Origin of the sequence: Snodgrassella sp. M0351 (assembly GCF_016100575.1) — a bacterium.
Taxonomy (GTDB): Bacteria; Pseudomonadota; Gammaproteobacteria; order Burkholderiales; family Neisseriaceae; genus Snodgrassella; species Snodgrassella alvi.
The window spans coordinates 760955-783829 of sequence record NZ_JACFSG010000001.1 but is presented as its reverse complement, the minus strand read 5'-3'; the positions used below and the strand labels follow the sequence as shown (position 1 = coordinate 783829).

The 22875-nt window shown below is 41.1% G+C and carries 23 protein-coding genes; 13 read left to right on the top strand and 10 right to left on the bottom strand.

Going from position 1 to position 22875, the window contains the following annotated elements; translation table 11 throughout:
* Nucleotides 1-137: 137 nt before the first annotated feature.
* Nucleotides 138-980 carry a MetQ/NlpA family ABC transporter substrate-binding protein gene (locus tag H3V01_RS03540; protein WP_100115461.1) on the top strand — a complete coding sequence of 281 codons (843 nt, stop codon included), beginning with the start codon at nt 138-140 and terminating at the stop codon, nt 978-980.
* 86 nt (nt 981-1066) lie between these two features.
* On the opposite strand, the gene H3V01_RS03535 is transcribed toward H3V01_RS03540, so the two are convergent.
* The 6 genes from H3V01_RS03535 to H3V01_RS03510 all read right to left on the bottom strand — a co-directional run bounded on the left by H3V01_RS03535 (nt 1067) and on the right by H3V01_RS03510 (nt 6387).
* On the bottom strand, nt 1067-1639 hold the full coding sequence (locus H3V01_RS03535; protein ID WP_198186010.1) for a pseudouridine synthase: 573 nt from the start codon (nt 1637-1639) through the stop codon (nt 1067-1069).
* 65 nt (nt 1640-1704) lie between these two features.
* Nucleotides 1705-2499, bottom strand: a complete 795-nt coding sequence (locus tag H3V01_RS03530) for an ABC transporter ATP-binding protein (RefSeq protein ID WP_037393448.1) — start codon at nt 2497-2499, stop codon at nt 1705-1707.
* Nucleotides 2496-3398 (bottom strand): ABC transporter permease, encoded by a 903-nt coding sequence (locus H3V01_RS03525; RefSeq protein WP_037393450.1) that lies wholly within the window; start codon nt 3396-3398, stop codon nt 2496-2498. The genes H3V01_RS03530 and H3V01_RS03525 overlap by 4 nt, the downstream gene beginning before the upstream one ends.
* A 103-nt stretch (nt 3399-3501) precedes the next feature.
* Nucleotides 3502-4500, bottom strand: a complete 999-nt coding sequence (locus H3V01_RS03520; RefSeq protein WP_174830081.1) for an ABC transporter substrate-binding protein — start codon at nt 4498-4500, stop codon at nt 3502-3504.
* Between the two features lie 288 nt (nt 4501-4788).
* Nucleotides 4789-5592 (bottom strand): squalene/phytoene synthase family protein, encoded by an 804-nt coding sequence (locus H3V01_RS03515; protein WP_198186009.1) that lies wholly within the window; start codon nt 5590-5592, stop codon nt 4789-4791.
* A gap of 129 nt (nt 5593-5721) precedes the next feature.
* On the bottom strand, nt 5722-6387 hold the full coding sequence (locus tag H3V01_RS03510; protein WP_025330626.1) for a DUF421 domain-containing protein: 666 nt from the start codon (nt 6385-6387) through the stop codon (nt 5722-5724).
* A gap of 380 nt (nt 6388-6767) precedes the next feature.
* Between H3V01_RS03510 and rlmB the strand changes: the two genes are divergently transcribed.
* From rlmB to H3V01_RS03495, 3 genes are read left to right on the top strand one after another with little or no spacing between them, the layout of a single operon-like run.
* Nucleotides 6768-7511 (top strand): 23S rRNA (guanosine(2251)-2'-O)-methyltransferase RlmB, encoded by a 744-nt coding sequence (gene rlmB / locus H3V01_RS03505; RefSeq protein WP_084554286.1) that lies wholly within the window; start codon nt 6768-6770, stop codon nt 7509-7511.
* A gap of 58 nt (nt 7512-7569) precedes the next feature.
* On the top strand, nt 7570-8004 hold the full coding sequence (locus tag H3V01_RS03500) for an NfeD family protein (RefSeq protein ID WP_198186008.1): 435 nt from the start codon (nt 7570-7572) through the stop codon (nt 8002-8004).
* Between the two features lie 2 nt (nt 8005-8006).
* Entirely contained in the window at nt 8007-8960 is a 954-nt protein-coding gene (locus H3V01_RS03495; protein WP_198186007.1) for an SPFH domain-containing protein, read from the top strand.
* 128 nt (nt 8961-9088) lie between these two features.
* Here H3V01_RS03495 and H3V01_RS03490 read toward each other — a convergent pair whose 3' ends face one another.
* Nucleotides 9089-9466, bottom strand: coding sequence for an Mth938-like domain-containing protein (locus H3V01_RS03490; protein WP_198186006.1), 378 nt, complete (start codon nt 9464-9466; stop codon nt 9089-9091).
* A gap of 146 nt (nt 9467-9612) precedes the next feature.
* On the opposite strand from H3V01_RS03490, the gene H3V01_RS03485 reads away from it, so the two are divergent.
* The 3 genes from H3V01_RS03485 (at nt 9613) to H3V01_RS03475 (ending at nt 13772) form a co-directional block, all read left to right on the top strand.
* Entirely contained in the window at nt 9613-10926 is a 1314-nt protein-coding gene (locus tag H3V01_RS03485) for a homoserine dehydrogenase (RefSeq protein WP_198186005.1), read from the top strand.
* A 338-nt stretch (nt 10927-11264) separates the two neighbouring features.
* A complete protein-coding gene (locus H3V01_RS03480) occupies nt 11265-11771 on the top strand; it encodes a type IV pilin protein (protein ID WP_198186004.1) in 507 nt (168 codons plus the stop codon).
* 96 nt (nt 11772-11867) lie between these two features.
* Nucleotides 11868-13772 (top strand): ATP-binding cassette domain-containing protein, encoded by a 1905-nt coding sequence (locus H3V01_RS03475; protein ID WP_084565603.1) that lies wholly within the window; start codon nt 11868-11870, stop codon nt 13770-13772.
* A 50-nt stretch (nt 13773-13822) separates the two neighbouring features.
* On the opposite strand, the gene H3V01_RS03470 is transcribed toward H3V01_RS03475, so the two are convergent.
* From H3V01_RS03470 to pmbA, 3 genes are all read right to left on the bottom strand, one after another.
* A complete protein-coding gene (locus H3V01_RS03470) occupies nt 13823-15070 on the bottom strand; it encodes a DUF1615 domain-containing protein (RefSeq protein ID WP_198186003.1) in 1248 nt (415 codons plus the stop codon).
* 53 nt (nt 15071-15123) lie between these two features.
* A complete protein-coding gene (locus H3V01_RS03465; protein ID WP_198186002.1) occupies nt 15124-15612 on the bottom strand; it encodes a disulfide bond formation protein B in 489 nt (162 codons plus the stop codon).
* Nucleotides 15613-15699: 87 nt separating this feature from the next.
* On the bottom strand, nt 15700-17028 hold the full coding sequence (pmbA, locus tag H3V01_RS03460; protein WP_198186001.1) for a metalloprotease PmbA: 1329 nt from the start codon (nt 17026-17028) through the stop codon (nt 15700-15702).
* Between the two features lie 147 nt (nt 17029-17175).
* Between pmbA and yjgA the strand changes: the two genes are divergently transcribed.
* The 6 genes from yjgA to H3V01_RS03430 all read left to right on the top strand — a co-directional run bounded on the left by yjgA (nt 17176) and on the right by H3V01_RS03430 (nt 22767).
* Nucleotides 17176-17700 (top strand): ribosome biogenesis factor YjgA, encoded by a 525-nt coding sequence (gene yjgA / locus H3V01_RS03455; RefSeq protein ID WP_078475531.1) that lies wholly within the window; start codon nt 17176-17178, stop codon nt 17698-17700.
* Between the two features lie 81 nt (nt 17701-17781).
* A complete protein-coding gene (gene trpC / locus H3V01_RS03450) occupies nt 17782-18570 on the top strand; it encodes an indole-3-glycerol phosphate synthase TrpC (RefSeq protein ID WP_084586693.1) in 789 nt (262 codons plus the stop codon).
* Nucleotides 18571-18621: 51 nt separating this feature from the next.
* On the top strand, nt 18622-19398 hold the full coding sequence (map, locus tag H3V01_RS03445) for a type I methionyl aminopeptidase (protein WP_025330613.1): 777 nt from the start codon (nt 18622-18624) through the stop codon (nt 19396-19398).
* A gap of 317 nt (nt 19399-19715) precedes the next feature.
* Nucleotides 19716-20000 (top strand): helix-turn-helix domain-containing protein, encoded by a 285-nt coding sequence (locus H3V01_RS03440; protein ID WP_025330612.1) that lies wholly within the window; start codon nt 19716-19718, stop codon nt 19998-20000.
* Between the two features lie 118 nt (nt 20001-20118).
* The gene (ygfZ, locus tag H3V01_RS03435; protein WP_198186000.1) at nt 20119-20991 is read left to right on the top strand and encodes a CAF17-like 4Fe-4S cluster assembly/insertion protein YgfZ; all 873 of its coding nucleotides are present in this window, start codon (nt 20119-20121) and stop codon (nt 20989-20991) included.
* A gap of 177 nt (nt 20992-21168) precedes the next feature.
* Nucleotides 21169-22767 (top strand): peptide chain release factor 3, encoded by a 1599-nt coding sequence (locus H3V01_RS03430; RefSeq protein ID WP_037393470.1) that lies wholly within the window; start codon nt 21169-21171, stop codon nt 22765-22767.
* The last annotated feature ends 108 nt before the right edge of the window (nt 22768-22875 follow it).

The following is a 22875-nucleotide window of genomic DNA, read 5'->3' as shown; positions in this document are numbered from 1 at the left end:
TATCGGCCGCACAGTTTAATTACCAGTTAAAAAACTATTAACCAAAGTAAACATGCATGTAAAAAATACAAGTAACATGCATTTTGTGTTAATGTTCAGCTGTATATTTTTATTGCGTATCTTACTCAAGGTTAAATATGAAAAAATTGTTATTTGCATTATTGTCAGTGGCAGCAATCAGTACGGTACTGACAGCATGTACTCAGAAAACTGAATCCGTACCGGCCGCCAGTTCTGGCAGTACTCCTGCAACAACAGATAAAACAATACTGAAAGTTGCTGCTTCACCTGTTCCTCATGCAGAAATTCTTCAGGTAGCTAAACCATTACTGGAAAAAGAAGGAATTGATTTACAAATCATTCAGATGACTGACTATGTACGTCCGAATATCGCCCTGAATGAGAAAGATGTAGATGCTAACTTCTCTCAGCATAAACCTTATCTGGAAGATTTTGTCCAGAAACACAAAATGCAGTTAACACCGATTGCCAATATTCATGTAGAACCGATGGGTATTTACTCTAAAAAAGTAAAAGCACTCAGTGAAATACCTGATGACGGGCTGGTTACTATTCCAAATGATGCTACCAATGGTGGTCGAGCTTTGTTATTGCTGCAAAAAGCCGGTTTAATTAAATTAAAAGCAGATGCGGGTATCAGTGCTACTGTACGTGATATTGTTGATAATCCGAAACATCTCAAAATTACACCAATGGATGCGCCTCAGTTACCGCGTACTTTAAATGATGCTACTCTGTCTGTAATTAATACCAATTTTGCTATGGAAGCTAAACTGGTACCAACCAAAGATGCTTTATTTATTGAATCAAAAGATTCACCTTATGCAAATATTCTGGTTGTCCGCACAGGGGATGAAAACCGTGATGCAATCCAAAAGCTGAAACAGGCCATGACTTCACCTGAAGTGAAAAAATTTATTGAAGAAAAATATCAGGGTGCCATCATTCCTGCATTCTGATTAATTATTTCATTTTAGGAAATAAAATAAACCCTTATGTTTGTAACATAAGGGTTATTTTTAATTTATAGCAATTCAAAAAATATTTATGATAAATCTTTTGGATTGACAGCCTGCCACTTTCCCAAAGGTAACTTAAGGGAGAAAACATCTAGCTGCCCTATTCCTACTCGCACTAAACGTAAACAAGGCCAGCCGACTTTTGCACACATGCGTCGTACCTGCCTGTTTTTACCTTCACTGATTCGAATTTGCAGCCAGAAATCAGTTACTGTTTTACGTTCACGAATTGGCGGTACTCGCGGCCATAAACGGGCTCTATCAGCAGCATTAACCAATTGAACCTGAGCCGGCTGTGTAATAAAGTCGCCCAGATTTACCCCGTCAGCCAATTGCTGCATGCGTTCATTATCCGGTTTACCTTCCACCTGTGCCCAGTATGTTTTTATCAGTTTATACTTTGGATGAGCAATTTTTGCCTGTAAACGTCCGTTGGCAGTTAATAAAAGTAATCCTTCACTATCCGTATCCAGCCGGCCTGCCGGATAGACATCCGGTAATGATACATATTGCTTCAAGGTAGGATGTTTCTCATGAGCGCTAAACTGACAAATCACACCATAGGGTTTATTCAATACAATCAGTTCAGGTACAGACATTATGCTTCCAATCAGAAAATAAGGCTGTCAGGAATGCTGACAGCCTGTTTTATAAACACAGAGGGTTAGCTCAGTAATAAAGCATCATCAGATACTTTTTCGCCCTGAGTATGTTCGAACATCTTTAATAGATCCGCCACACTCATACCGGCACGTTTGTCACCAGCCACATCCAGTACCACACGCCCCTGATGCAGCATGACAGTACGTGATCCGTGATCCAGAGCCTGCTGCATCGAATGTGTTACCATCATTGCAGTTAATTTATTTTCACGCACAATACGGTCTGTCAGCTCGAGTACAAAAGCGGCTGTTTTGGGATCCAGTGCAGCAGTATGCTCATCAAGCAATAAAATTTTAGAACTTTGCAACGATGCCATCAACAAACTGACAGCCTGTCGCTGCCCACCGGAAAGCAAACCAATTCTGTCGCTCAATCGGTTCTCCAGCCCCAGGTTAAGCATTGCCAGTTTTTCACGGAACAGTTCACGATACTGACGTTTAATAGCCGGACGCAAACCACGACTGCTGCCACGCCGCAGTGCCAGAGCCATATTTTCTTCAATGGTTAAGGCCTCACAGGTACCGGCAAGAGGGTCTTGAAAAACACGTGCTACTAATGGCGCACGTTTATAAGCAGGTTCACTGGTAACATCTTTACTATTGATAGTAATCGTACCGGAATCTACCATGGTGTCACCGCTGATAGCATTAAGAAAAGTAGATTTACCGGCACCATTACTACCGATAACGGTAACAAACTCACCATCTGCAATACTTAAACTCATGCCTCGCAAAGCAGGATTTTCAATTGGTGTTCCCGCATTGAATGTGAGGCGTAAATTATCTGCGCGCATCATGCTTTGAATTTCCTTTTAAAGTAACCTTTGATTGCCGGCAAACGAAGCGCAAGTACAACTAAAATTGCTGTAACCAAATTTAAATCCTGCGGTCCAAAGCCTATATGCTGCAATGTATCACTGCCCAGCGCCAGCGCAATAAATGCACGGTAAAGTACTGCCCCCACTATAACAGCCAGTGTAATGATGATAAACCGTTTTCCCGGAATCAGGGTTTCGCCAATAATCACCGCGGCCAGCCCGACGACAATCGTGCCGATACCGATTGATATATCTGCACCGCCCTGAGTCTGCACAAATAGCGCACCGGCTAGTGCAATAAATGCGTTTGATATCGCCATGCCTAACAGCAAAATACGTGAAGTATTTACACCCTGAGCACGAGCCATTCGTGCATTTACGCCGGTAGCTCGCATTGATAAGCCAATTTCTGTAGCAAAAAACCAGTCCAGAAAAAATTTGGCAACCAGCACAAAACCAAAAATCACCAGCGGCTGCACCCAATACTGGTTGCTTCCGTCTGCATTAAAAAACGGCGTAAATACACTGGGCTGATCCAGTAAAGGCAAATTAGGTGCACCCATAATACGCAGGTTAACCGAATACAAAGCAACCATAACCAGAATACTGGCCAACAGCTGCATGATTTTTAAAGAAACATGCAGCCATGCTGTTACCAAACCGGCACATGCACCGGCAACTCCGCCAAGTGCAGTAGCCAGCCACGGATTAATACCATGGGTAACACAAATGGCAAATACAGCACCGCCGAGCGGAAAACTGCCATCGGCAGTTAAATCAGGAAAATCCAGAATACGGAATGAAATCAGTACACCCAGAGCAACGAGAGCATATATCAGCCCGCTTTCTAAAGCGCCAAATAAAGCTATAGAAGACATATTAACCAATTAATAAATTGTGGTTGAAAATAAAAACAACATCGGCAAAGCCTGAATCAGCTTGCCGATGTTACGGTATCCGTCCCAGAGGCTTTCTATAATCCTAATCGACTAATTTAGCCTGTTTGAGTAATTGCTCCGAAAATGTAATACCTTGTTCGGCAGCATGAGATTTACTTACCATCAAATCAAGCTGATCTGCAGTCATACGCTGCGGAGCAATGTTACCAGCCTGCTCTCCTTTGAGAATCCGACCTACAATTTTACCAGTAGCTGTACCAAGCTCATGATAATTAACCCCCAGTGCTACAGCTGCACCGCGTTTTACCGAACCGGTATCTGAAGCCACCAAGGGCATTTTCATATCTTTGGCAACTTTGTACATGGATTCATAAGCAGAAACCACATTATTGTCCAGAGAGGTATAAATCAGATCTGCCTTACCCTGCAAGCTTTTAGTAGCCATGGGGACATCAGTTGTACGCTGTGCCGGAGCTGCTGCCACAGTAATACCGTCCTTAGCCAGTAAAGACTGTAATTGTCCGAGCACAACAGTTGAATTGATTTCACCCGGGCTATATACATAACCCACTGTTTTCAGGTTAGGTACAACTTGTTTCATTAAATCAATCTGTGGCTGTAAAGGCAGTTCATCAGACACACCAGTAACATTGGTTTTGCTGGGTTCCCAGCTTGTTACCAGTTTAGCTGCAACCGGATCGGTTACTGCTGCAAACACTATCGGAATTTTGCGCGTTGCTGCAACCATAGACTGTGCGCTTGGCGTGCCGATAGTAACAATTACATCCGGATTATTACCAGCGAATTTTTTAGCAATCTGACCGGCAGTAGCAGTATTCCCTTGTGCACTTTGAAAATCCAGCTGAAGATTTTTACCCTGTTCATAGCCTTCAGCACGCAGTTCATCTATCACACCCTGACGTACAGCATCCAAAGCAGGATGTTCAACAATTGCCGTAATGGCTACTTTTTTCGTATTGGTATCGCTGGTTTTATTTCCCTGTTCGGATTGCGAACAGGCAGAAAGCAAACAGGCAGCAGTTAAACCCAGAATAAATAAGGTTTTTTTTGCTCTGAGCATATGAGGTTCCTCAGCACAGGATTAATCCGGAAGCAATTTAGCAATAAAATTGCTTACACCTGCACAAGTAAGCAGATGATGGCATAAATTATACAAAAAACCAGCCTTATTGCGTAATTAAAATTGCTCAGACATACGCTTTTACATTGAAATATAATTTCAATATTTTATTTATTTAAGCAATAAAATTTTAAAAATATAATTCAATTACAAAAATAGTTCTTATAACTCATAATACTCGCCATATCACACTTTTCTTAGAAAACACTCTGCTTCACATTTTTTAATCTATACCGGCCGAAAACCACACAACCACGTTTTCCAGAATAACCGTTGCTGACGCGGTCGCGGCACGACCAGCTGATATTGCATAATATTTTGTAGTCCGTCCTGCTCAATTTCATTAAGCTGAGCCCAGGCTACTGAGAGCATGGCCAGACTGGGGCGCTGCCTGCGGTTATCTGCAGAGGGCAGCAAAGCAAGAGCAGAATTAAACTGCTGTTTTAATGTAGCAAGCCATGAGTTCATCAATGCCGTAAATTCAACTCCACCGTGTCGGTTAAGTACCAAATGAGCCGGAACATTAAATTGCTGTAATAACTCTACTGGAATATACAGCTTCCCCAGTCTTGTATCCGCACCAATCCGTGAGTAAATCGTCACTTGCTGACATATTTCACCCACTTTATCGGCAAAATCCAAAGTTTGTTCCGCACTGAACCCCAAAACTCTGCTAGTTAAACGTCCCTGCACCATCCCTGCTTGTTTACTATAATGGCATAGCTGTTCCATATCCTGAAATCTGGCCTGAGTTAATTGCGTACGAAGTGCATCAGGCAAAGCCAGTATTTCATCCAATGGTAAAGAATATCGGGTAATAAATGGTTTTAAAGCCTGTAATAAAGGATGTTCAGGAACAGAATCAGATTTATACAGCTTATCTAGTTGTTGCTCCCACCATCGCAGTGTTGTCAAAGCCACATTAGCATCAGAACAATCTTCTACTACATCATTTAATTCTTGCTGCAAAGCATACAAAGCTATCAGTGCATGACGCTGCACCGAGGAAAGAAAAGGAAAACGAAAAGCCATAGCATTCCTGCTATGGCAAATTTTCTGAAGACAATATTCGAGTGGCTGCACAGCAATAAATTAAATTAACCTAAAACAGTATTGTAACCTTTTCCGGATATTTCTCCAGCCACTAATCTGCAATAAAAATTAACTTTTTAGCGTATCTTTTTTTACTTCGCCATTACGAAGTACAAAATTTAAACTATTATTCCAGAATTCAACCAGAAATAAATCATCTTCTGTCAGGTGCTGCTGCTGAATTTTTTGCTCCAGCCACTTCTCATCCTTATTTATCCGATGCAATTCCGTTGTACGCACCTCTCCTTCCTTAAATAAAATTAATGAAGGATATTTGCCTTTATCAGTTAACACCGTCAGCGAACCACTGGGCTCAATCTGTGCATAACTGACTTCCTGAAACGAAGTAATACCCTGAGCATGCAAAAGTGAAGCCACATTAAGAATATCAATCTTATTCTTTTTACGCAGAATATTATCCATCAAAAAATGTCCGTCTTTCATAATCGGAATCGGTTCACCAATAGCAAACATTCGGATAAAGCTGACATGCTTGCATACCCAGTTTAATAATGAAATAAGGCAAACTCCGATTAACAACACAATAATATACTGATAAATTGGAATATCCTGATTATAAATTACACCACCGATAATACCGCCAAGTACAAAGTTACCAATAAAATCTACTGGGGTCATCTGATTCAACTGCGTTTTACCTGTTACATTCAAATGCAGAATGACAATAATAAAACCAACCAGAAATTTAGCCAGCACCCATAAATAATATTCCATAAGAATTTTTCCTGTATTAAAGTTAAATTCCCAACCAGTTATTACCGATCAGAGTTCATTCCCCTCATACAAGCATCATTTCTAACTTTATTCATAAACTCTGAAAATGAACATTAAGATACTTTAGTTTAATTTGCTTTATTTTAAATAAATGATAAAGATAACATTTTATAAGCAATAATTTTTATCAAGATGTAACTGATACCGTCTTAACCCTGAGCGGAAAATTTAATTACCTGTCAACGGTATTTATTTCTTTTATCAGGAAAATTACATCACAATTACATTTTTAAATGAAGAATGATATTTATTCGGTATAATCAGATTAGTACACTAATTTCCGTTATAATTGGTTTCTTTACACACTAAATGAAATATACATGTCAAATCAGCGCCTCATCATTGGCTTTCACGCAGTTAATGCCCGTTTATGGCAAAACCCGGACAGCATAATTGAACTTTATGTACTGGAGGGTAAACATGATGCCCGTATGCGCGATGTATTAAATAAAGCTGAAGCAGAAAATGTGCGCATTATCAGCGCAGATCAGGCACGGCTCGATACTTTGAGTAAACATGCCCGCCATCAGGGTGTAGTAGGCTTTATCGATGCTTCCAGACAACATGTAGACATAGAAGATGTACTTGAAAATCTGAATGAACCACCGTTATTGCTGATTCTTGACGGCATTACAGATCCGCATAATCTGGGAGCCTGTTTGCGTGTTGCGGATGTTATGGGAGTTCACGCGGTAATTGCACCCAAAGATAAAAGTGTCGGATTAAATGCCACCGTAAGTAAAGTAGCCTGTGGTGCTGCTGAAACAGTACCTTATATTACAGTGACGAATCTGGCACGCACCATCCGTGAATTGAAACAGCGCGGTATCTGGGTTATCGGTACTGATATGAACGGTAGTGATGACTTATATCACTTTACGGCCCCGGAAGCAGTTGCATGGGTAATGGGTGCAGAAGGTAATGGCATGCGCCGTTTAACACGAGATCTGTGTGATACACTGGTATCCATTCCTATGCTCGGAACCGTTGAAAGCCTGAATGTTTCTGTCAGCACTGGTATCGTTCTGAGCGAAACCCGTAGGCAACGGATACTATCTGCCTGAAGTCGGCTTTACAATAAAACATATTTCTGTTAAATATTATAAAGTTAAGGAGATACTGATGATTTGGTGTATTGCAGCTTTGGTTCTGTTTGTATTGGAAATGTTTAGCGGCACTTTTTATATGCTGGTAATCAGTGCCTCATTACTAAGTGCCGGTCTGGCTGAATGGCTGCTGAAAACCAGTGAGAGCATCAATGCTGTTATTGCAATAGTTTTTTCTATTCTGGGTATTACCATCGTACGTGTCTGGCAAAAGAAACATCCGCGTGAAAACATGGCAAAACCAACTGATGATCCGGACTACGGTCAGACAGTGATACTTAGTCAGCTGCTACCCGACGGATTATGGCAGGTACATTATCGAGGTACTATCTGGCAGGCTCGTTTTAAACATCCGACTGACGCAAAATCCGGTGACAGTGCTCAAATCATTAGCCATCAAGGCAATATTTTAAATATTACTTCTCAAGCCCCTTCTACTCCGCAGGAATAATCATGATTCTGACTTTTATTTTTCTAGCCGCCATTATTGCATTTATCTGCATGGCATTTAAAGTTGTACCTCAGCAGGAAGTTTATATTGTTGAACGTTTAGGCCGCTATCATGCTACTCTAGTAGCCGGTCTTAATTTTATTATTCCGATTATTGACCGTGTCGCTTATAAACATACCTTAAAGGAAATACCACTGGATGTACCCAGTCAGGTTTGTATTACCCGTGACAATACTCAGCTTACAGTGGATGGTATTATCTATTTTCAGGTAACTGATCCTAAACTTGCATCCTATGGCTCCAGTAACTTTGTAGTTGCCATTACCCAACTGGCACAAACAACATTACGTTCAGTTATTGGTCGTATGGAACTGGATAAAACTTTTGAAGAACGTGATGATATTAACCATACCGTGGTTGCCTCACTGGATGAAGCAGCAGTTTCATGGGGCGTTAAAGTATTGCGTTATGAAATCAAAGATTTGGTTCCACCTCAGGAAATTCTGCGCTCAATGCAGGCTCAGATTACAGCCGAACGGGAAAAACGCGCACGTATTGCTCAGTCTGAAGGGATCAAGCAGGAACAGATTAATCTGGCGGCCGGTCAGCGTGAAGCTGAAATTCAGAAGTCACAGGGTGAAGCTCAAGCTTCTATCAATGAATCACAGGGTGCCAAAGTAGCGCAAATTAATCGCGCCGAAGGTGAAGCTGAAGCTTTGCGTCTGGTTGCACAGGCGACCGCGGAAGCAATTCGTCAGGTAGCTGCCGCAGTAAAAGAACCGGGCGGTACAGAAGCTGTGAATCTGAAAGTGGCTGAACAGTACGTAGATGCTTTTGCTAAACTGGCAAAAACCAATAACACTCTGATTATGCCTGCTAATGTTGCAGACATTGGTAGTCTGGTAAGTGCTGGCATGAGCATTATCAAAGGTCAGAACAATACAGCAGTTAAATAAATAATTCGAGTAACTATTGCAAAATCAGGTTCCGGTTAGTAACACCGGCAACCTGATTTTTTTATCCATAACCCTGTTACTGATTACCCTGAGCTTCTTTTTTACAAAGTAATATATTAAACACATGCTTACTTTTCTGTTAACGGCCACAACCATGCCCAGACACTGCGGCCTTCACTGCGCAATACCATAAAAGTACGGCAAGCAGCAGCTGTAGACATACTTTCTACACCGATTCCTTTTGCGACTAATTGTGAAGTCAGACGCGGATGAATAAACACATGATGATTTCCAGTACCGATTAAAATCACTTCAGGCTTAAACTGTAAAGCCTGAATAAAATCATCAATGGTTAACTCACTGGCAGCTTGCTTATCCAGTGTGAGCACTTCATCAGCAGTAATACATACAGGTTGAGTATATTGCCGGCCGTTTACAGTAATTTTTCCGGTATCAACTTCCTCAATCCATAATCCTTGTTTATCCCGGATTTCTTCAATTTGCATTAAAATTTCCTTACGCATAACCACACAACATACTATGGCTGTAGTAGTCAAAAAAGCAGTTTTCGGCTAGCATAGTAGATTATTCACGTAAAATTGCAAGTATCAGGCAGTCCATAAATTAAATTTGTCTATTTGAAGGAGTAAACATGCAGCCTCTGCGTATAGGCTTGCTGGGCGTCGGCACAGTAGGTGGTGGTACCGTCAAGCTATTACAGAATAATGCGGATGAAATTACCCGCCGGCTTGGTCGCGAATTAATTATTACCCGTGCAGCAAGTCGTAATATTGAACGTACCCGGGAAATATGCGGCAACAGCACTTTTGTTACTGATGATGTATTTGAAGTAGTAAATGCAACAGATGTTGATGTTGTGGTAGAACTGATTGGTGGTACAACAATAGCTAAAGACGCTGTGATTCAGGCAATCAGAAACGGAAAACACATCGTTACTGCCAATAAAAAACTTCTGGCAGAATACGGTAACGAAATTTTCCGACTGGCTTCTGAACACAATGTCATGGTGATGTATGAAGCTGCAGTTGCCGGCGGTATTCCCATTATTAAAGCTTTACGTGAGGGGCTGGCTGCCAACCATATCGAATCTATTGCCGGCATTATCAATGGCACCAGTAATTTTATTCTGAGTGAAATGCGTACCCGGGGCAGTACCTTTCCGGAAGCATTAAAACAGGCACAAGAACTGGGTTATGCAGAAGCCGATCCTACATTTGATATTGAAGGTCATGATGCCGGTCATAAATTAAGTATTATTTCCGCACTGGCATTCGGAACCCCGATTAATTTCAGCCAGTGTTATCTGGAAGGCATCAGTCATCTGGAGAGTCTGGACATCTGTTATGCGGAGGAACTAGGCTATCGCATTAAATTACTTGGTATTACCCGCAAAACTCCGCAAGGTATCGAGCTGCGTGTACACCCTACTTTAATTCCTGAAAGCCGATTACTGGCAAAAGTAGAAGGAGTAATGAATGCTGTATCTGTTCAGGCAGATATGATTGGGCAGACACTCTATTATGGTGCTGGTGCTGGTGCCGGCCCAACTGCCAGTGCAGTGATGGCTGATATTATTGATGTAACCCGATTACAGAATGCTGAAGCCAGCTACCGTGTTCCCTATCTGGCTTTTCAATCTAATTCATTACAAAATATTTCCATTCTGCCAATGGATGAAATCACCAGTAGTTATTATCTGCGTGTATCTGCTTGCGATGAACCAGGTGTGCTGGGAGAAATTGCGAATATTCTTGCTGCAGAAAATATTTCTATTGAGGCTCTTATCCAAAAAGGTATTATTAATAAAGAATCTGCCGAAATTGTTATTCTGACACATTCAACTAAAGAACGTTTTATCAAACAATCAATGGCCAGAATTCAGGCATTACCACGAGTATTATCTCCGGTTACCATGATTCGGATGGAAAGCTTACATCCTAGATAATTCCATTACAAATCTTGTTACTGAAACGGGCATTATTTGCCCGTTTTTTTATCGTCGTTGCAGAAGTCAGCACAAAGTTTGTTGTACTGTTTGTAAAAATAAAAATTTTTATTTTTACAATATCGACAAAAGTAATTTAATTCTCAATATCAGATTATTATTTCTGAGCATATAATAATTCAATATGCATAAAATAATCAAGCGAATTATATTTATATAAAAACATTGATAAAATTTTAAAAATTTACAATTAATTCATTCATTTAAATGAATAAAATATACAAAATAAATATATTCATATATAATATTATGCTTAAAGATTGATTGTTTTTTCCATAATGGTTCGTATATTCCATCAGTTACCAGTCAGACATCATCCGCGTTCTACCCGCAAAAAAATACAGGGCTACAGCATGCTTCAGCTTATGGTTACTCTGGCTGTTATCATTATATTAACCGTTATAGCTTATCCATATTATCGTCAGCATCAGTTACAGGCACGATTAAATCAGGCGAAGGCGGCACTGCTGATTAATGGTCAATTTCTTGCTGTACATTATCAGAAACATCTTAGTTATAAACAAAACAAGCACAACTGGCCAGAATTACCTGTCAGTAAAAATCAGCATTTCTGTTTTCGTATACAAGGGAACCCGAGTTTTGCTCGTGAAGAGCATTTCACACTTAAAGCTGTAGCCATTAATACTGAAGCTGAACCCCGAATTATCAAACTAAATCAGGATGGCAGAATATTTATCTGTCAAAGCAGTACCAGCCGCTGCGATGAAGAAAATCATTTTTTTGATGGTAAAGGTCAGCCAGACAAAAAATGCCGGATTTTTTAATTATTCTATATACAGGACAATAGCAACATATTAACTGTTAAACTGATACAATACACTCGTTTTCATAATTGATATCAGAACATATCCGTTTTAATCATGAGTATTCTGTCACTCGATAATGCCTGCTTTGCTGTAGGTCACCACCCCTTACTGGATCATGCATCTCTGCAAATGGATGCAGGTGAAAAAATAGGCTTTATTGGTCGCAATGGTGCCGGGAAATCCACATTACTGAAAATTCTGGCCCGGGTACAGAAACTGGATGACGGATTGTTGACCATCCAAAACAACCAAAAAGTTGTGTATGTTCCGCAGGAGTCTTTTTTTGACCCACAGACCACTGTATTTGACACCATAGCCCAAGGATTGGGTGAACTGCAAAATCTGTTACGTGAGTATCATGAGCTCAGCCAGAATATAGGTGATGAAGCCAGTCTGAATCGGTTAACTGAATTACAAAATGAGCTGGAAAACCGTAACGGCTGGCAATTTGATGCCTTAATTGCGCAAACCTTAAGTGAATTACAACTGCCGGAAAACGAATTGATTGGCAATTTAAGCGGTGGTCAGAAAAAGCGCGTTGCTCTGGCTCAGGCATGGGTACAAAAACCTGATATCCTGTTATTGGATGAACCAACCAACCATCTGGATATTGAAGCGATAGAATGGATGGAAAATCTGCTAGGCAATTTTGCCGGCAGCCTGATTGTCGTAACACATGACCGACGCTTTCTGGATCGTGTAGCTACGCGTATCATCGAATTAGACCGCGGACATTTACGTAGTTACCCGGGAAGTTTTAGTGCTTATAGTGAAAAAAAAGCACAGGAACTGGCTGTTGAAGCTGAACATAACCGGCTTTTTGATAAATTTCATGCTCAGGAAGAAGCATGGATTCGCAAAGGAATTGAAGCACGCCGCACACGTAACCAGGGGCGAGTTAAACGACTGGAACAACTGCGCCGCGAACGCGCTGCACGTCGTGAGGTGCAGGGTCAGGTCAGCTTTAATTTAAATCGTGGTGAAGCCAGTGGGAAAATTATAGCAGAGCTTGAACACGCCGGATTTGCTTATGGTGAACACCTTATTATGCGTGATTTCTCTTGTGTTATTCAGCGCGGTGACAAAATCGGTCTGATAGGATCAAATGGTGTTGGCAAAACCACCTTTTTAAAATTGATTTTAGGTGAATTGCAGCCAACCTCAGGCAAAATTCGACTGGGCTCACGTCAGGAAGTTGCCTATTTCGATCAGTTTCGTAGTGCATTAAATGAAAACGATACTGTTTTTGATACTATAGGCCAGGGAAATGATTACATTGATATTGGCGGTCAACGTAAACACGTAATTGGTTATCTTGAAGAATTTCTGTTTTCTCCGGCTAGAGTTCGTAGTGAAGTCAAATCACTTTCTGGTGGCGAGCGCAACCGGTTATTACTGGCCAAACTATTTACTCGTCCGGCCAATATTCTGGTACTTGATGAACCAACAAATGATTTGGATATCGATACGCAGGAATTACTGGAAGAGTTATTGCGGGATTATAACGGCACCGTATTTCTTGTCAGCCACGATCGTACTTTTCTGGATAATGTAGTTACTCAATCCATAGTTTTCAAAGGTAATGGTCAGTTAAAAGAATACATAGGCGGTTATCAGGATTATATTGACGCCCAAAAACGTGAACAAAGCTTACTAACACCAGCGCCCACAACAAGCAAAAATACCATTAATCCTGATAAAAACCGGCAAAAAAGCCGACGCAACGATAAACTTTCCTACAACGAACAACGTGAACTCGCCAGCTTACCCGACGAGCTTGCTGCTCTCGAAGCAGAGCAGCAAGAGCTGAATAATAAACTTTCCGATCCGGAAATATTCAAAAATGACTATAAACTGGCAACTGAATGGCAAACACGTATTGCTGAAATAGAAGAGCTGCTGCTGGAAAAACTTGAACGTTGGGAAATCCTTGAAGCAAAACAAAAAAATCAGGGCTAATCCAATAAAAAAGCCAGTATATTCATATATTGGCTTTTTTGTGTTTGAATTTATCTTTTACGATGGCGTCCGGTCCCGCCACCATGTCGCATACAAGTTTCATAACGACGTGTGACATTGGTAGCATACCAGTTGGTATTATAATCTTTGCTTAACTTTGGTCCGCTAATTACAACCTGCGGCATAATGGCATATGGCGGATTCTTACCGAACTGTTGCTTATATAAAGTAATTACATTCTGATAGGTGGATGTATTTTCAAATTCTGCCTGTTTTTCCTGTAATAAATCTGCACGTATCTGCTCCGGTTTCATTGGCATACCATGATCGGCAAATAACTGATTCAGTGCAGTTTCAGTCTGACTTGGCATTGATTGCGCCTTATCATCTTTATCATACAGTAATAAATCTCCATCCAGAGCCATATCTGTATTAAGCAGTTTATTTATATCTTGCTGAAAAGCCGCATTACGGCTGGAATACATGCCAGAATTATAATCAGCAAAACGATATTGAGCATTATCATAAGCTGCTGGATACTTCATTAGCCGGTGAATACCATAATATAAACCACCTTCACGTGTATACATATAATCACGTAATTCATTTACCGGAGCATTATCACGCTGATGTTCACGTGCGTATTTTACTGATACCTGCATTGAACCAATTGTTGTAATCGGATTATTATCTTCTCCGATATCTTTTCCCATAAATTTAGCTGCGGCATTGGTAATTGAATCTGCATAAAATTGCTTTGAAACATAAGCAAATATCTGCCGGTAAATTAAATCCAGCTGCTGTTCGGTTTTAACCGTCCGCATCTGTATCAGGAAACTGTTTTCTTTGCTGGGTTCATTAACCAGTACTGAAGTAAAATAGCGTGAAACTGCCGGTCCCAGAGCAGGTCCGAACTGTCTGACAAATTTTTGCGGCACTTCTGTCTGAAAAGCTTTAATTGCTTTATTACCAAGATCCGGAACAGTTGGATTAGCAACAAAATTAGACTCCTGATCTACAACGGCAATTACACTACATACATTTTCCTGTGTTTTACTGATTTTCAGCTCATCCATTATCCGGCTGATATCCACAGCCCACGCATCTCGTTCTTTTACACGAGCAGGTATTAGTCTGCTTATCTGAGAAGGCTGATTTAAAATTCTGCTGCTGTCATCCGGTGAATCATCATTACCGCCATACCATCCGCCACTGTCCTTACATGCAGACAGGCCGTATAGCAGAAACCCGGCCAGTGTTATATGACTAATAGTCTTCAGTAAAAATCTAGCATTCATACCATAGCATTCATTCGAACAAATCTGTTTTCAGCAAGAAACACAGCCCGGTTTTAGCCCTTACGGCTTCGCCACAACCATACCCAGACCCAAATCAATACGGCTGTAAAAAATAACGCACTCCATATCGGTAAAGGTATCATTAAAATTTTCTGAACCTCACCACAATTACCTGTACCGCGAATAATCGGTTCATACCAATGAAACAATGGCGCATCACGCAGACGGAAAGTCCACGGTGCACCGCAAGATGGCTGATCCATCAATGGCAGATGCTGAATATATATCTGATATATAGCTACGCCCAGTCCGCCTATGGGTGCTAGACTGACCACAATAGCATTTATCACCCGCTCAATACAGTTGCGATTAGGACAGCAGGCACACAAAAATGCCAGAAGCGCAGTGGCAATAACCGCAACACGCTGAACAATACACAGCACACACGGGTTCATACCCAGAACATACTGACCAACAAAAGAACCAGCTGCACAAAGTACAGCCAGAAAAAATACACACCACAATGCTTTACGGAAGCTCATTTTCAATCCTTTTAAGCAGACAGTTACCAAGCATTTCTACTTTCTGTCCGTCTATTAATCAAACAAATTCCCATAATCATTTACGTTTCAGGCACCAGCAATAGTCATATTATCTATCAGAATAGATCCAACTTTATGCGTACTGCGCTTTAACGCATCATCTGCTGCACCAACCATCGCCATAAACATTTCCTGTAAACGTGAAGCGATTGTAATACCCTCTACCGGATAGGTAATCACTCCGTTTTCTACCCAGAAACCTGCCGCACCTCGCGAATAGTCACCAGTAATAACATTTACACCCTGCCCCATCAACTCAGTAACCAATAAACCGGTTCCCATTGTTTTCAATAAATCGTCCTGACTGGCATGGGTATGATTAAGATATAAATTATGAACACCACCTGCATTTCCAGTAGTGCGCATACCTAACTTACGCGCACTGTAGCTACCAAGAAAATAACCCGCAACAGAGCCTTCATTGATAACAGTACGTTCATGTGTGGCTACACCCTCAGCATCAAAATATGTACTGGCAAGCGCTTTTTTCACATGTGGTTTCTCTTTAAGACATACCCAGGGCGCCATAATCTGTTTACCAAGGCTATCTACCAGAAAACTGGTTTGTCGATATAACGCACTACCACTCAGTGCACCTACCAGATGACCAATTAGACTACCGGCTATAGTAGTATCAAAAATTACCGGATATTTTCCTGTAGCCACAGGCTTGCCATCCAGACGCCGTACTGTACGTGTTGCCGCTGTCTGTCCGATAATTTCAGCATCAGCAAGATCTCGTGCATCACGCGCTAAATCGTACCAATAATCACGCTGCATTCCGGATGCATCCGCAGCCACGACACTACAGGAAATACTGTGCCTGCTGCCGCGCTGATAAGCACAAAAATCATTACTGTTGGCATATACAAACTGATAATGATCAGTCTGTACTTCTGCTCCTTCTGAGTTTTTGATACGCTCATCCGTATCAAGTGCTGCCTGTTCGGTTTTTTTACCAATCTCAATTGCTTCATCAGCAGACAGCCGCCAGGGGAAAAAAGATTCTGTATCACCGAATTCCGTTGCCAGTAATGCAGCATCTGCCAAACCGGCGCAATCATCCTGAGCAGTAAAACGGGCAATATTCAAAGCTGCACCGATGACTTCGTCAATTGCCTTATTACTAAAATCAGCAGTACTTGCTCGCCCTTTAGCCTGTCCCACATAAACAGTTACATCCAGAGATTTATCTTGCTGATATTCAATATGTTCGACATTCTGCTGGCGTACCTGTACATTCTGACCCGCAGATTCACTAATATCAATTTCAACAGAACTGGCTCCCTGCTTTCTGGCTTTATTGATTGCCTGCTGGCACAGCTCCTGTAACTGATCGGCACTATGATGAAACATTAATCTACTCTCATGCGAAGAAGCCTGCATTCTAACATGCTGAATTCAGCACTGGCAGCAGTTAAACATACATGTCAACTGAAATGATATGGATTTTTTGCTAAAATAGATACTTGAAATTTCGATATACACGTAACACATACACATATGAACAGTAATACAGACAGTCAGTCCCGTGCAGACGAAGAATGGGTAAGTAAAACCCAATTGAAAAAGCAAATGAATGATTTGCAGCAATTAGGTATGGAGCTAACTAAACTGTCTGCTGATACACTGAAAAAAATAAATTTGTCAGAGGATTTATTACAGGCAGTATTAAGCTACCAGAAAATTACCTCCAACAGCGCACTGAAACGTCAGGCTCAGTTTATCGGTCGTCTCATGCGCGAAACCGATACCAAACCAATCAGTGATTATCTAGCTCGCCTCAAAGGTGAAAACAGCGCACATAATGCTTACTTACAACGGCTGGAAAATCTGCGTGATCGTTTAATTTCCGATGACAGCAGCCTCACTGAAATTATCAGCCGCTATCCGCATATTGATATCAACAATCTGCGTACATTAATCCGCAATGCCCGTAAGGAACAGGCTGCAGGAAAGCCACCAAAAGCTTTCCGAGCTATTTTTCAGGTATTGAAAACGGAAATTAGTGAAGATACAGCATTCTGAACATTACTTCTCTCTTCATACAATTCACCTTTCACCTTTTTCATTAATTCAGCTTCAGCATGTAACTCCGGACAAAAAAACATGAGTGATATCTTAAATAAAATTATTGCCACAAAAAAAACCGAAATGGTTACAGCCAAAACGGCTGAATCACTGGCTGAAGTACGTGCAAAAGCCTATGACCAGGCCCCTGCTCGCCCTTTTCTTGAAGCAATACATACAAAACATCATCAGGGAAAAGCTGCCATTATTGCCGAAGTTAAAAAAGCCAGCCCGTCTAAAGGACTGATTCGTCCTGATTTTTCTCCAGAAAAAATTGCCAGAGATTATCAGCTTGGTGGCGCAGCCTGCATGTCTGTATTAACAGACAAAAACTATTTTCAGGGTAACCTTGGCTATCTGAATCTCGCACGCAATGCCTGCAATCTGCCGGTACTGCGCAAAGATTTCATCATAGATGTCTATCAGGTATACCAGTCCCGGGCATACAATGCAGATGCAATCTTACTTATTGCAGCAGCATTAAGCCGTACCCAGTTAACCGAATATGAAGCCATTGCTCACGAGCTGGGTATGACTGTATTACTCGAAATTCATAACGAAGACGAGCTTGAAAAATGCATTAATATGCGTACCCCGCTATGGGGAGTAAACAATCGTAATCTGCGTACTTTCGAAGTAGATTTAAAACAAACTATCAAACTTCTGCCTGCATTAACCGGAAAAACTATTGTGACAGAAAGTGGTATTTTCACCACAAACGATATTCATATGATGCAACAACATCAGGTTAACACTTTTCTTATCGGTGAAAGCCTTATGCGTAAACAAAACATTGCTGATGAACTAAGTTTACTGGTCAATGCTTAAATTATTGTACACATTAACTGAATTGTTTTAATTACCCTAAAAGGAAAAATCATGGCCGTGATTATTAAGAACGCAGAAGAAATTGCTGCAATGCGTGTTGCTGGCCGGCTGGCTGCCGAAGCTCTTGACTACATAGGCCAGTTTATCAAACCGGGAATCACCACCAATGAAATTGATCGTCTGATTCACGATTATCATATCAATGTTCAGGGTGGCTATCCTGCCCCGTTAGGCTATGGCAACCCGCCATTTCCCAAGTCATGCTGTACTTCTGTTAACCATGTAATCTGTCACGGCATACCCGATGATAAACCACTAAAAAACGGCGATATATTAAATATTGATGTCACCATTATCAAAGATGGTTTTCATGGCGACTCAAGCCGCATGTATGCAGTCGGAGAAATCAGTCCTCAGGCACGCCGTCTCATTAACATCACTCACCAGAGTATGATGGCTGGTATTTCTGTAGTTAAACCGGGCGCGACACTTGGGGATATAGGTTACGCATGCCAGCAAGTGGCAGAAAATGCAGGTTACTCCATGGTGCAGGAATTTTGCGGACATGGGGTTGGACGCGGATTCCATGAAGAACCACAAGTGTTGCATTATGGTCGTCGTCATACAGGATTAAAATTGCAACCCGGTATGATATTTACAATTGAGCCAATGGTTAATCAAGGTAAACGCCATTTGCGTATATTAGGTGACGGATGGACTGTTGTAACCAAAGACCACAAACTCTCTGCACAATGGGAACACGAGGTATTGGTTACTGATGACGGCTATGAAATACTCACAGTCAGCCCATTAACAGGCAAACCTTAATTCACTTTAAAATATCATAACTTTACATTTAAGCTGCACGAATATCTGATATAAGGCAATAAATCTTAATTTAGATTAATTAAAATAAATTTGTATTATCCTGTTATACCGCATTTTAATAAAACAATAGCAATATTGTATTGAATGTAAAAACAATTGTGATAATATTGATGTCCATAGATAATTATGCATAATGGTAAAACATTTTTCATAACATTTATTGATAAATTTTTATCAAAATAAATAATTATCTGTGAATGACCATATTAATTAATTCAACTAAACATAGACAACTCGCTTTTTAAGGTATAAAAATCATGAAAGCATTCAAGCCTATTAACAATGTGCGCGAAATCCGTAAAAAACTTGGTCTGAATCAGATTGAGTTCTGGAGTCAGGTTGGCGTTACTCAGTCTGGCGGTTCCCGTTATGAAGCAGGTCGTAATATCCCGAAGCCAGTTCGTGAACTGGTTCGTCTGGTACATGTTGAACAATTGGAATTAAGCAAACTTAATCGCGTAAACATGGAAGTGGCTGAACTGCTTAAAACTGAGCATCCTGATATGTATCAGCAGCTTAAAGCCAAAGTAGAAGGAAAATGATCCTCTCTGCTCATTAGCCCCTTATCAAAGCTCCGTACCTTCTCTGGACGGAGCTTTTATTTTGTATATTAAAAATTCCAACCTTATAATAAGCAAAACGATTAATTAGGATTTATACATGACACACACAGCATCTACCCTGATGCCCTTTTTCGGCCTTATTCGGGTTAGCGGCGAAGATCGCACCACATTTTTGCATAATCAACTTTCAAATGACATTAATCATCTTGCAGAAGGACAGGCATGTCTGGCAACTTACAACACAGCTAAAGGCCGTGTCATCACCAATATGCTTCTACTTAACAGAGGAGACGATATTATTCTGATTGCTGCAGCCGATCTGTGTGAAACACTACAGAAAAAATTGCAAATGTACATTTTGCGCAGCAAAGTAAAATTAGAAACCTTACCTGAATGGTGTGTAGCAGTTTGTTTGCCAAATGATATTCCTGTATCAAACACACCAGAACAACCTCAATACGTTTTATCAGCAACGATGACAAATCAGATCTGGCAGATACAACTGCCAGATCATTCTTTGGTCAGTATTGGCAAAATCGATCAACTACCACCACTGAATACAGAAAATGCCCTAGCATGGAAAACTCATGAAATTACATGCGGCAATCCATGGATTAGTGCAGCCACCACAGAAACATGTGTGGCACAAATGCTCAATCAGCAGCTTATCGGTGCCGTGCATTTTAAAAAAGGATGTTATCCAGGACAGGAAATTATCGCTCGGGCCCAGTACCGCGGTCAGGTAAAACGCGGCTTGGTACTTATTGAAAGTACTACCCCGCTTTCCGACGGAGACAGCATATATGATAGCAACAATGAAGAAGCGGGGCTGATTATTAATCAGGTACAAAAAGACTCAGTTTCATTGGCATTGGCAGTTATTAAACACAATGCTGCCCAGGCGCAGCTACAATGTAACAACCAAGTTTTAAATATGAAAAAATGCTTTTTTTCTACAGCTAATGACTAACCAGTTTAAATCACCAATAAACAGCCGATAAATAAAATTTATATTCATAAAAAGTCATGATTAACAGCACTAAAATATCCAATTAACAGATTTCATATCAACCTGTGCTACAATATATCTCTCTTTACAAGACGGCCACAGCCGTCTTGTTTTTATTGTTTTCAGAATATAAAAATCATGAGTCAGATTGCCCAGGAAGCGGCACGACGCCGCACATTTGCGATTATTTCCCATCCGGATGCCGGTAAAACCACCCTAACAGAAAAACTGCTACTGTTTTCAGGAGCTATCCTCTCTGCAGGTACAGTAAAAGGAAAAAAATCCGGTAAATTTGCCACATCAGACTGGATGGAAATCGAAAAACAGCGTGGTATTTCCGTAGCCTCATCTGTGATGCAGTTTGATTATCGTCAACATGTTGTTAACCTGCTTGATACACCCGGCCACGAAGATTTTTCTGAAGATACTTATCGCGTACTCACTGCCGTTGACAGTGCCTTGATGGTTATCGATGCTGCCAAAGGCGTAGAAGCACAAACAATCAAACTTTTAAATGTTTGTCGCCTGCGTGACACACCAATTGTTACCTTCATGAACAAATATGATCGCGAAGTTCGCGATTCACTTGAACTGCTTGATGAAGTTGAAAACATACTGCACATCCGCTGCGCTCCGATTACCTGGCCGATTGGTATGGGAAAAAATTTCAAAGGTGTCTATCACATCCTGAATGATGAGATTTACCTCTTTGAAGCCGGTGGCGAGAAGCTGCCACATGAATTTGATGTAATCAAAGGTATCAATAATTCCCGACTGGATGAGCTCTTTCCGATAGAAATTCAGCAACTGCGCGAAGAAATTGAGCTCGTGCAGGCTGCTTCAAATGAATTTGATTTAGAAGCATTTTTGCGTGGCGAGCTGACACCTGTCTTCTTTGGTTCAGCTATCAACAATTTCGGTATTCAGGAAATCCTCAATGCATTGATTGACTGGGCACCGGCTCCGCAGCCCAGAGAAACACTTGAGCGTGTGGTCGAACCAACTGAAAACAAATTTTCCGGTTTTGTATTCAAAATACAGGCCAATATGGACGCCAAGCATCGCGACCGTATTGCTTTTTTACGCGTGTGTTCCGGTGAATTTACCCGGGGCATGAAAATCAAACACCTACGCCTTAACCGAGACATTGCTGCATCCAGTGTTGTCACCTTCATGTCACATACCCGTGAATTGGTTGAAGAGGCTTTTGCCGGTGATATTATCGGCATCCCTAATCACGGTAACATCCAGATTGGCGATAGCTTCACCGAAGGAGAACGCCTCACCTTTACCGGCATCCCGTTTTTTGCACCGGAACTGTTTCGTGCTGTGAGAATTAAAAATCCGCTGAAAATGAAACAGCTGCAAAAAGGATTACAACAACTTGGTGAAGAAGGTGCAGTACAGGTATTCAGACCCCACAATGGCGGCGATCTAATACTCGGTGCTGTAGGTGTATTGCAGTTTGAAGTAGTTACTGCCCGTCTCGCCAACGAATATGGCGTTGATGCCGTATTTGAATCTGTCAGCATCTGGTCAGCACGCTGGGTATCCTGCTCTGACCGGAAAAAACTGGCTGAATTTGAAAAAGCCAACATACTTAATCTTGCTACAGATGCAGGTGGTAACCTAACCTATCTGGCTCCCAACCGTGTAAACCTGTCTCTGACAGAAGAACGCTGGCCGGATATTCGTTTTCATGAAACCCGCGAACTAACAGCACAGATTAATCAATAGATTTTCTGTTTAAACAAAAGCAGCTTATTCCTTAGAGGAAAAGCTGCTTACTTTTTAGAAACATTTTATATTAATTTAAATCAATTTATTTCTACTCTGAATACATAA